Annotated in this window: 14 protein-coding genes and 1 riboswitch; of the genes, 9 read left to right on the forward strand and 5 right to left on the reverse strand. The window is 32.9% G+C overall.

From position 1 onward, the window contains the following. Window positions 1–106: 106 nt before the first annotated feature. Window positions 107–319 carry a hypothetical protein gene (locus J2S77_RS03985; RefSeq protein WP_306974846.1) on the forward strand — a complete coding sequence of 71 codons (213 nt, stop codon included), beginning with the start codon at window positions 107–109 and terminating at the stop codon, window positions 317–319. Here the strand turns inward: J2S77_RS03985 and J2S77_RS03990 are convergent. The 3 genes from J2S77_RS03990 to J2S77_RS04000 all read right to left on the reverse strand — a co-directional run bounded on the left by J2S77_RS03990 (window position 316) and on the right by J2S77_RS04000 (window position 1,677). Next, complete coding sequence (locus tag J2S77_RS03990; RefSeq protein ID WP_306974848.1) at window positions 316–663, reverse strand: helix-turn-helix domain-containing protein; 348 nt, start codon at window positions 661–663, stop codon at window positions 316–318. The two genes, J2S77_RS03985 and J2S77_RS03990, sit on opposite strands and share 4 nt — an antisense overlap. A 95-nt stretch (window positions 664–758) precedes the next feature. Continuing rightward, on the reverse strand, window positions 759–1,415 hold the full coding sequence (locus J2S77_RS03995; RefSeq protein WP_306974850.1) for a Rha family transcriptional regulator: 657 nt from the start codon (window positions 1,413–1,415) through the stop codon (window positions 759–761). Then, window positions 1,408–1,677, reverse strand: coding sequence for a hypothetical protein (locus J2S77_RS04000; RefSeq protein WP_306974852.1), 270 nt, complete (start codon window positions 1,675–1,677; stop codon window positions 1,408–1,410). The genes J2S77_RS03995 and J2S77_RS04000 overlap by 8 nt, the downstream gene beginning before the upstream one ends. 67 nt (window positions 1,678–1,744) lie before the next feature. Here J2S77_RS04000 and J2S77_RS04005 point away from each other — a divergent pair, with 67 nt between their 5' ends. Further along, window positions 1,745–1,987, forward strand: a complete 243-nt coding sequence (locus J2S77_RS04005) for a hypothetical protein (protein WP_306974854.1) — start codon at window positions 1,745–1,747, stop codon at window positions 1,985–1,987. 1 nt (window position 1,988) lies between these two features. Here the strand turns inward: J2S77_RS04005 and J2S77_RS04010 are convergent, their stop codons facing one another. After that, the gene (locus tag J2S77_RS04010) at window positions 1,989–2,177 is read right to left on the reverse strand and encodes a hypothetical protein (protein WP_306974855.1); all 189 of its coding nucleotides are present in this window, start codon (window positions 2,175–2,177) and stop codon (window positions 1,989–1,991) included. Beyond that, window positions 2,177–2,416: a helix-turn-helix transcriptional regulator gene (locus tag J2S77_RS04015; RefSeq protein WP_306974856.1), complete on the reverse strand. Its 240-nt coding sequence runs from the start codon at window positions 2,414–2,416 to the stop codon at window positions 2,177–2,179. The genes J2S77_RS04010 and J2S77_RS04015 overlap by 1 nt, the downstream gene beginning before the upstream one ends. 153 nt (window positions 2,417–2,569) lie before the next feature. Between J2S77_RS04015 and J2S77_RS04020 the strand changes: the two genes are divergently transcribed. From J2S77_RS04020 to J2S77_RS04050, 7 genes are all read left to right on the forward strand, one after another. Then, window positions 2,570–2,959, forward strand: a complete 390-nt coding sequence (locus J2S77_RS04020) for a helix-turn-helix domain-containing protein (protein ID WP_306974858.1) — start codon at window positions 2,570–2,572, stop codon at window positions 2,957–2,959. A 108-nt stretch (window positions 2,960–3,067) separates the two neighbouring features. Next, window positions 3,068–3,784, forward strand: a complete 717-nt coding sequence (locus J2S77_RS04025) for a hypothetical protein (RefSeq protein WP_306974860.1) — start codon at window positions 3,068–3,070, stop codon at window positions 3,782–3,784. 119 nt (window positions 3,785–3,903) lie between these two features. Further along, window positions 3,904–4,923 (forward strand): nucleoid-associated protein, encoded by a 1,020-nt coding sequence (locus tag J2S77_RS04030; RefSeq protein ID WP_306974861.1) that lies wholly within the window; start codon window positions 3,904–3,906, stop codon window positions 4,921–4,923. A gap of 19 nt (window positions 4,924–4,942) precedes the next feature. Then, window positions 4,943–6,382 (forward strand): hypothetical protein, encoded by a 1,440-nt coding sequence (locus J2S77_RS04035; protein WP_306974865.1) that lies wholly within the window; start codon window positions 4,943–4,945, stop codon window positions 6,380–6,382. A 397-nt stretch (window positions 6,383–6,779) separates the two neighbouring features. After that, window positions 6,780–6,862: riboswitch (cyclic di-GMP riboswitch) on the forward strand. A 36-nt stretch (window positions 6,863–6,898) separates the two neighbouring features. Continuing rightward, entirely contained in the window at window positions 6,899–7,261 is a 363-nt protein-coding gene (locus J2S77_RS04040; protein ID WP_306974867.1) for a response regulator, read from the forward strand. A gap of 337 nt (window positions 7,262–7,598) precedes the next feature. Continuing rightward, window positions 7,599–8,273: an SHOCT domain-containing protein gene (locus J2S77_RS04045; RefSeq protein ID WP_306974869.1), complete on the forward strand. Its 675-nt coding sequence runs from the start codon at window positions 7,599–7,601 to the stop codon at window positions 8,271–8,273. Between the two features lie 90 nt (window positions 8,274–8,363). Continuing rightward, complete coding sequence (locus J2S77_RS04050) at window positions 8,364–9,401, forward strand: thermonuclease family protein (protein WP_306974870.1); 1,038 nt, start codon at window positions 8,364–8,366, stop codon at window positions 9,399–9,401. Window positions 9,402–9,439: the final 38 nt, after the last annotated feature.

Below are 9,439 nucleotides of genomic sequence, written 5' to 3' on the forward strand. Positions count from 1 at the left end.
ACACTATATATAGTGATTTTTAATTGAATTTGTACTACATAATGTGTTAATATATAGTACAACACAATATATAGTGGTTCTAATTTAAAACATCGAGGTGGTATATTTGGCTAGAAAAAGAGTATCTACAACTTCAGAAAGCGGATCAGGCAGAAACCAACGCTTTCGAGATAATTACAATAGAAAAAACATGACGCGTAACCAATTTGTCTCTCAAATTCAGAACGGAAATTACAAAAACTATCATGTGAGAAATATCAACGGTGTAAAAACACCTGTTTCTAACCCTGATCGATCTAAGAATAATAATTTAGATTAATCTTCATGCGGAACCACTATCACTGTTGTGTTTTTTTCTGAAATAATATCTCGAGATGAGATCGAAGCTAGTAAATTATTATTTGAATCAGTAATTTCTATCGAAGCAATTTTTTTATCACCCATAATAATAGGTTGTGGTAGTAAGCATTGTTCATAAATAAACCCCTTAGAATTAGCTTGTTCTTTTAAACCCTCAAGTAATTTGGGACCTACACCACGACCGTTAAAAACTTCCTGTAAATGTGAGCGAGTAATGCCAATACACTTAGCCATGTCTGACTTTGATTTGTAATACGTTTTTAAAATTTCTTTTAAATATTCCAAGTCAAGTTCTATTGTCATTTTGATCACCTCCTTTCTAGTGGTAATCCACAAATAACACAGTATTTGTGCCAATGTTCTATTTGTTCGTTCTGGCAGCGTGGGCAATCAGTCATTTACGACACCTGCCTTGGCAACCAGTGCTCAATGTAGTTGAGCGCCTGTTGTAAATCTTTACGCTTAACATCTTTGTAGCTAGCAACACCAAATCGGTCTTTAACATCTCGATAGAGCTCTCTGAATAATCGGCTTGCTTCATCTTGATCAGATGTGAAGTTGTACACTCTCTTAGCAACACCTTTTTGGAACCGTCGCTGTTCGCCGTAATCAAGCGTGATTTGCTCGTCTACTTTACGTTCTAATAAAGCAACTTTTTGCTCTGTCGCTTCCTGCTTTTCAGCTGTTTCAACTGTGAGCTTCATTGATTGAATAATGGATTGACGCTCATCTAGAACATGAACATTGTTATTTAACTTCTCTCGCATATCATGAAATGCTTTAATGTATTGTTCTTTAAATCTCATGGCTTCTTTGCCTGTATAACTCATTACCAATAAGGTGAAGCCTTGCTCCGTCATGATAATTTTGGGATATTCACGACCTCTTTCGTTGGTGTAAGCTGACTCCACGAAATGGTGGAGTGAGAATTCATTGCTACAATTTAGAGTTCTAACATCTTGCATCACTCTGTCATGTCTTTTACCAAATGTTTCAGCAACCGTCAGGCTATCCGTTACAACTTGCTGGTCTTGTACAAAAACTAAATCATTCATTGAAATCGCCTCCTTTTTTAATTGCAAAACGATCTGAAAGTTCTCGATCTTTATTAATATGATCAACCAAACTATTAGCTAAGGTTTTACCATTAAGTTGAAGACTGACGGTTGTTGTTTCAGCAGAGTCCTCTTCAAGGTCCAATGTTTGCTGCAGAAAACTAATCGCTAATTTTCTTTCTTCTTTCGTTAGTCCATTTAAAGAATCTCTAGCTTTCTTGACTTTGTTGAAGAAGATTGCATGATCTACATCGTGGTCCATTTAAAAACCTCCTATTTTTTATTCCAACCTTTTCTAGTAAGCTAGTTCTAGAAAGGGGGTGATATACGTGGCAACTAAGGTTCACGCTTGTTTAGCTGGTAATTGGGTTACTCTGAATGAAGACCCAGATTGCAAAATTGGAGAACGTTTGACCAGTCCTAATACTTGGTGGGAAGAAAATGCTAAGATTTTTAGTCCCCACAAACGTGGTGAAGAAAACACCATGTATGAGTTGGATTATGTGCATATCCACTTTAAGGGAGTGGATTACCGTATCAATCCTATTTTTATTCAAATTTCGCAAGACTGAATTAAAACTTATTCACGTGTTCTTTAATTAAATCCAGTTCATGGTCATCAAGCGTGGTATCTTTCATAAGCTTGTTGGCCTTGGATTTAAACATCGAAGAAACATGTTGATTTATGATTAACCACTGAGATTCGTCTAACTTAGAAACTACTGCTAACACTTCATCTAGTGTTTTTTCATCAACTCTCATCACGACACCTCCTGTTCTTTTTGGTTTCTGGACATTTCGTCCAAGTTTTGATTAAAAAAAAGATCATCAACTGTTTGATCTAATACATCAGCAATTCTTTTCGCTAAATCAATCCCTGGTGTTCTTTTACCTTGCTCTATCTTGTAGTAATAAGATGATGATATTCCAATAGCATTAGCTAGCTTGTCAACATCCTTATAACCTTGTTTGATTCGTGTGTTCCTTAAGTTGATGCGCATGTTTACACCCCCTAACCTTTGGACGTTTTGTCCTGTTAATTAACACTATAATGGACATAACGTCCAAAGTCAATACTTTTCTACCCATTTTGTCCAAAAACATTTTAGGTGTTGGACAAATAGTGTAAAATTAGCCTTAACGGAGGCATGAAAATGAATAAATTTAGTCACAGACTAAAAAAATTAAGAGAAAAAGAAAATATGTCTAGAGAAATTTTAGCTAATAAACTCGGTGTATCTTATTCAACTATCGCTAAATATGAGAGTGGTGTTAGAGAGCCTGATTTTTCGACGTTAGAGAAATTGTCTAGTGTTTTAGATGTCACGGTCGATTACCTTTTAGGAAAAACTGATAAAGAGCAAGGTAATGACTTCGACCCCATAGCAGAACACAACCGTCTGCTTGAAAAGTATGGCATTGAGGATTCAGGCTTCTTTGATATCGAGAAGTGGAAAGAGATGACCCCTGAACAATTGAGGGAATTGGAGTCGTATTTTAATTATATATATAGCAAGTCCAAAGGAACAGATGATAGCAATTAGAGCGCACAACACTGTGCGTTTTAATTTTTAAATCTATGGCAAATTTTGTTGTTTATTGGTGATTGTACCAATTCACATAGACTAATCTATTAAAAGGGGGAGAATTAAATGAAAAGGTTTTTAATTATGTTGGGGATCGTAGCAATGATTGCTTTCTTATCAGCGTGTAGCGAAGAATCAGATGCTGATAGTGAAAGTAATGGTGAAGATTCAGAAGAACAACAAGAAGAAACGCAAAGCGATGAAGAATCTGAAGATGATTCTAGTGACGATTCTGGAAATGATGAATCATCTGATGAAGAAAGCAGTGAAGAATCAGAAGAAACCTCTGAAGGAACAACTGAAACGGAAATAGGGGAAACGACTGAAAATGAAGGTGGAACTTTTACCCTCCATTCACGCAACCAAGAAGCGCAAACATTTGAAACGGGTCCTGTTGAGCTTACAGTCGAAAAAGTCGTTGCTGCTTCAGGCGAATTGAATGCAGAATTAGCTAACATGATGGATACAGATGAAATTGATTATATTCAAGTCGATCTTGCTGTCGAAAATACATCTGAAGAAGATATCACTTTCTTTTCAGGTCAAGGTGAAATGGCAACGAGTACTGGTGAACAGTTAGAGCCTGATATGTTAATGAGTGATCATATCGATGGTGAAATGATGGGCAACACAAATGCTAGTGGTTCCTTCTTCTACGTCTTAGAAAATTCAAATGCTGAAGATATTGAATCTGCTCGCCTAGTCTTTAGTGCACCAACGAACCAAGATTTTGAGGATATCGGCGAAGAACTAGATTTCGAGATTGAACTTAAGAAAGAATAGTTTTTGAGGCACACTAGGATTAGTGTGTCTTTTATAATTATCTCCATCAAATTTTGTTACCTGTTTATGAATACATTAATTACTATTAATAATTTCACAAAGAAGGAGTATAAATATTTATGTCGAATATTAACATTAAACAAATAATAGCTCATGATATCGATACGGATAATGATCACCCGAGATTGTTTGACCAAATTTTCAACCTCACTTCAGTTCCTAATAGAATTTTGACATTTTTTAAAGACCACATAAATGTATCTCTAAATGCAAAACAAATAAAAACTAGTCAATTTAATAGTAACTCTATTGTAAATTTAAAAACATCTGAAATTGCACAGGACTTATCAAACACTGAGGTCTTTATTCAAAAAAGTAAAGAACTAACTCAAAGTTTACACGACGCTATAATTAGCTCAACTTCTAAGAGTAGTGGAACAATCTTTTTCATAGTTTATGATATTAATGAAGTCAACCATTTAGCCATATTGAAAATGGATCCAAACAGTGGGATTCAAATTGATAAGACAAGTCTAAAATTAACTGTCCAAGAAAATATGTTACCTAATCCAGGCGACAAATTACACAAATGTGCATTTATAAAACTTGAAACGAATATTAATGACAGAAGTAATATTTATGTCTTAGATAGGCAAAGAGGACCAACAGGTGTCTCAATGTTTTTTATGAAATCTTTCTTAAACGCTGAGGAAGTTGTGAACGATAAAATTATGACAGATAGAGTTATTGATAAATTATATGAGGAGGCACCAAATATTGCCCCTGATAAAGATCCAATAGAATTTCACTTAGAAGTTGATAACACCTTCTCTAATGGAAGGCATATTGATCTTGATAATGTCCTTGACGAGTTAATAAGACCGCATATGGAAAATGAGAAAGCAAGAGAAGAATATATTGAAGGATTTAAGTCTTCCTTCAGCGAGGAATATGAAGATTATCATTATATATTTACAGTGAATAAGGAGAATACTAAAGTTGTATATTATACTGAGGAAAAAGATATCAAATTTGAATTCCCTATTCGATTTTTAAATGATATAGTAACGATTGATGACTCTAATGAAGATTCAGTTCATGTTACAATCAATAAAGATATGTATATAAAATATAAATGATTTTTACAGGAGGGATAATTTGAATATAGTTAATTCTTTCATAAATGTTATAAATTTAGCACCCTCCACTTTAACTTACGAAGAAAACTCTGAAAAAGTAACGCTGAACATTAATTCGAAACTTAGCAATATAATAGAATTTTCTAATTCCAGCGAAATTGAGTTTTTAGAGAAAAGCGATAATGTGAATTTTAATGTAAAATATCGAAAGAAGAACTATTCAAGAAATGAGCTTTCACACAGCTTTAAGCATCTAAATACAAATGAAGAAGTCGAATGCAGAGTTAATCTTAATAAGAAAAGTGAATTTCTTGGGGAAATTGTCTACTTCTTTTTAGATGAGTTCTGTGAAGATCTAAAAAATGTTAATGTGAGTTTTCTTAAGTGCAATGGCTTAGAGAAAAAATTAGTTTATATACCTATATCGAATTCATACACAAGCGGATACTTAAACCTCATTCCTATCGAGGAATTCACCGATGAACAACACATAGATGAAATACCTGAAGATAACGTGTTGGCTTATCAAAATCACTGTCAGATACTCAAATATAAAAGTAATATTGAAAGATATGAATCACCTCTCCCCCTCGAAATAAACTTTAAAAACGAAATACAAGAGGAGGAACTTGATAATTCATTTAAATATTTATTATATGTACTTATAATTAAATTAATAGCTATAAAGTCAGAGAACAACTACTTTCTTATAAATGGACAATCAACCATTAAAATCTATGATGATAACTTCTTTATACCAAATAATAGTTCTATGCTTTATGAACTTTATGATTTCATTTTTGATAAAGATAAATACTATGACAAAGTTGCAATCACAAGAAATGTTATCACCCTATATGAATTCGATAACACCAATTTAAACACGCTTGACCAGAAATTAAATCGAATATACGAGACAATCAACGCTCACTTTTCTGCATATGTACAAGACTCAATAGAAAACTTCTTTAAGAGTAGAAAGGATATAGTTAAAGAGGCATACGAATCTGGTATAATCATTCAAGAACATACAGATCAAATCGTAAGACAAATTAATGTTATTATTTTAGGTTTCTTCACGGCCATACTCTCTATTATTTTATTGTATTCCAGAGGTGAAAAATGGATTTTATTCATGGTTTTATTAATTCACATCCTTTATTTTTTCATTAGTTTCTTAATAAATCGAAAAAACTATAAGTGTAGAGATGAAGAATTAGAACATGCTTTTGACGTCTATAGTTCTGAATTTACCACACTCGACGAAAATAAAATCGATAAAATTAAAGATGATCATATAAAAAAACCACTAAAAAAATTAAAAGATAATTATAAATTGTATAGCAGAATAGCTATAAGTTTAGGGATATTAATTTTATTAATTTGTATTGGATTATTTCTAAGCATGGTATCATGGAATGATATTCATGAGTTTCTAATAGATAAAGACCATTTTTAAAAATGGTCTTTTTTTGTTGAAAACAATTTTATTTGTTCGCATAATGTTCTGAAAGGAATGATCACTACCTTCATTGATTTTGTAACATCTGCCTAAATAATTGGGGCAGAATCGGGGCAGAATTTTAGCATTTCATAATATGATTAAGTATTATAATGTATCTTAATAATTCGCAAACCTGCATATAGACAAGGTTTAAGTTTAATTAAGTATTAAGCAATAACCCCTGTTAAACAGCCTTCTAAGCTGTCGGTCGCAGGTTCGATTCCTGCTCGGGACACTCTAAAAAGTAAAGCTCAACTCTTTGGAATCAAAGGGTTGAGCTTTTTTATGTTGTTTAACCTCTCTCGATAAACTTTTGTCGAAATGTGTAACAAATTGTTTAAATGTGGTAGTATTTTAATTATGGCAAACTTTACGAAAGTAAAAGACGCAAAGCCACGGATCTAAGGCGTAAGCTATGATGGCCGGGCTGCCTTTCCTAAATTGCCAATGATGCTAAAGGAGAGACTAAAAATGAATACCGTTTTAATAGCAGATGATTCAAAGTTTATGAGAAGATGGATTACTTCAATTTTAAATCAATCAAACCAATATAAAGTCGTGGCAGAAGCTTCATGTGGAGCCAGTGCTTTAAATCAATATCTACAATACTTACCTGATTTCGTTATATTAGATCTTGTTATGGATGACCTCAATGGCCTTGATGTACTTAAAGAGATCTTACAAGAAAACCCAAAAGCAAATGTTATTATTTGTAGTTCTATGGGACAAGACGATGATATAGACCTTGCTTTAAATTGTGGTGCTAAAGATTATATTGTAAAACCAAATTTTAATTCTTTGATCCCTACTCTTAACAGCCTGCCTGTTTATTAATAAATGGATCTTTTTAATCTAAATTCTATTGCAAATGGTTCGTAGCGGTTAAAATTATCTTATCTAATTGGTCAAACGAAATAGCTAATGTTAAAATCTATGTTTCTTTCAATATTCGTTTTCTTTTTCTACTAATTATGCTATATTGATGACAATAAAATCGTTTTCTTATCAAATAGGAATAAACGTCTTAATTTTTAATATAAGATCAAGTAAATTAGTTATTACATAAAACTTCGACCAATCTGTAGAGAAAAATACGCCAAAGAATAAGTAAGACACACTAACGTTACATTCAGTGTGTCTTTTTATTTATGAGGATTAGGGGGCTATTATGATGTCTAAATCAAAAGCAGTATTTAATAAAGCAAAGCAGCGATGGAAAAAGGCTAAAGAAGAGACTGATTACAAGGAAGAACAGAGACGTCAATCTAAGAAAGAAAAAAAGAAAAATTACCAGTTTTGGTTTAATGGTAAACCTAGTTTTGCGGAAAAAATGACATACTTAAACCATCAACTAACCTTTGTATATGCTGGAAACAACTTAACAGAATACGGTAAGCCTCTTTATACCATTGATTGCAAATATGAGAATGAAAAAGTTAAGGGGATTTTAATAGCATTTAAAGATTATCTAGTATTTGTCAGCGCAACCTATAATCTAACAAGATATTTCGAATATACTCAAATTAAACATTTTGACACTTTATCTCCTAATAAGAATAGAATCGAACTCAGCTTTAAATATAATGAAAACAAGCATTTTTTTAAAGGATTTATCAAGGGAGAACAAACAGATAAGATGATAAGCACCTTAAAGGGAAAGATTGATCTAAAGCCTGATAACAAACCTAAACAACAAAACAATGCCACAACTGAATCGAATTTAAAAATTAACATTGAAAATTATGATAACAAATTAGATCAATTAGAAAAGCTAGGCGAATTAAGGGACAACGGTACCCTTACTGATGAGGAGTTCCAAAAGGAGAAACAGAAATTACTAGGTTAATAAGGAGTATCAAGAATGGAATTTATAGCATTTATTTTCTTTACTTTATTTATAGAATCTCTTGTCGCCCTTTTTAGGGGGCATTTAAACTTGTTCAAAATAATACCTATAGCAAATCGTAAATCTGCAACTATATTAACATTAACGTTCTTCATTTTATTTGTTTTAGCCGTACCAGATGACGAGGATGACTCCAGCACACTGGCTAATAATCAGTCAAATGCTAATGAAGAAGAAAAATTACAAAATAAAGAAACTGATGATGGGGAAAATTCAGATACAGAAGAAGAAAACGAAAACCAGAATGATGAAAATACTAATAAAGATAATGAAAACCAAACCGATGATAACAATACTGAAAAAGAAATTGAACAATCTTCAGAAGATGATGAACCCGAGAATGATGAACAGAATAATAATAACAACAATCAACAAGCAGATCATGATGAGCAAGATCAAAGTGGAAATAAGCAAAATAATGATGATGAAAGCCAAAACGATAATCCAACAACTGAATCTAACAACAATGATCAAGAAGAAAATGATAATAGCTCATCTAAGGAATCATCAACATCAAACACGGATCATGAAACTAATTCATCAAATGACGATGACCAATCAGATCAAAACAATAATCCAAACATGGAGCCAGCAACTGTTACACGTGTTGTTGATGGGGACACAATTGAAATAGAACTAAATGGCGAAACTGAAGATGTCAGGCTATTACTAGTCGACACACCTGAAACTAAACATCCATCAAAACCTGTTCAACCCTATGGACCTGAAGCATCTGAGTTTGCGCGAAATCAACTTACAGGTAAACAAGTTCAAGTAGAATTTGATGGTCCAAAACGTGATCATTACGATCGATTATTAGCTTACCTTTGGGTAGATGGTAAGAATTTTAATCAAATGTTATTACAAAGAGGGCTTGCTCGCTTAGCATATGTCTACGATCCTCCATATACACATATGAGTGCGTTTGAACAAGCAGAAGCAAATGCTAGAAATGCAGGTCGAGGTATTTGGAGTATAAATGGTTACGTACAGTCTGATGGTTTTAATCATGATGAACAGACTAATGAGAATGAACAACAAGATGAAGATAGTCAGCAAACTGAATAAAATGATAGTTCTTCAGAAGACACCTCGAATAGCGATAG

Source organism: Alkalibacillus salilacus, from assembly GCF_030812915.1.
Classification (GTDB): Bacteria; Bacillota; Bacilli; order Bacillales; family Alkalibacillaceae; genus Alkalibacillus; species Alkalibacillus salilacus.

Excerpts from the sequence above, each read along its gene's own strand:
- J2S77_RS03995 (WP_306974850.1), bottom strand. The coding sequence starts at position 1,415 with ATGAATGATTTAGTTTTTGTACAAGACCAGCAAGTTGTAACGGATAGC.
- J2S77_RS04015 (WP_306974856.1), bottom strand. The coding sequence starts at position 2,416 with ATGCGCATCAACTTAAGGAACACACGAATCAAACAAGGTTATAAGGAT.
- J2S77_RS04010 (WP_306974855.1), bottom strand. The coding sequence starts at position 2,177 with ATGAGAGTTGATGAAAAAACACTAGATGAAGTGTTAGCAGTAGTTTCT.
- J2S77_RS04000 (WP_306974852.1), bottom strand. The coding sequence starts at position 1,677 with ATGGACCACGATGTAGATCATGCAATCTTCTTCAACAAAGTCAAGAAA.
- J2S77_RS04025 (WP_306974860.1), top strand. The coding sequence starts at position 3,068 with ATGAAAAGGTTTTTAATTATGTTGGGGATCGTAGCAATGATTGCTTTC.
- J2S77_RS04045 (WP_306974869.1), top strand. The coding sequence starts at position 7,599 with ATGTCTAAATCAAAAGCAGTATTTAATAAAGCAAAGCAGCGATGGAAA.
- J2S77_RS03990 (WP_306974848.1), bottom strand. The coding sequence starts at position 663 with ATGACAATAGAACTTGACTTGGAATATTTAAAAGAAATTTTAAAAACG.
- J2S77_RS04020 (WP_306974858.1), top strand. The coding sequence starts at position 2,570 with ATGAATAAATTTAGTCACAGACTAAAAAAATTAAGAGAAAAAGAAAAT.
- J2S77_RS04030 (WP_306974861.1), top strand. The coding sequence starts at position 3,904 with ATGTCGAATATTAACATTAAACAAATAATAGCTCATGATATCGATACG.
- J2S77_RS04040 (WP_306974867.1), top strand. The coding sequence starts at position 6,899 with ATGAATACCGTTTTAATAGCAGATGATTCAAAGTTTATGAGAAGATGG.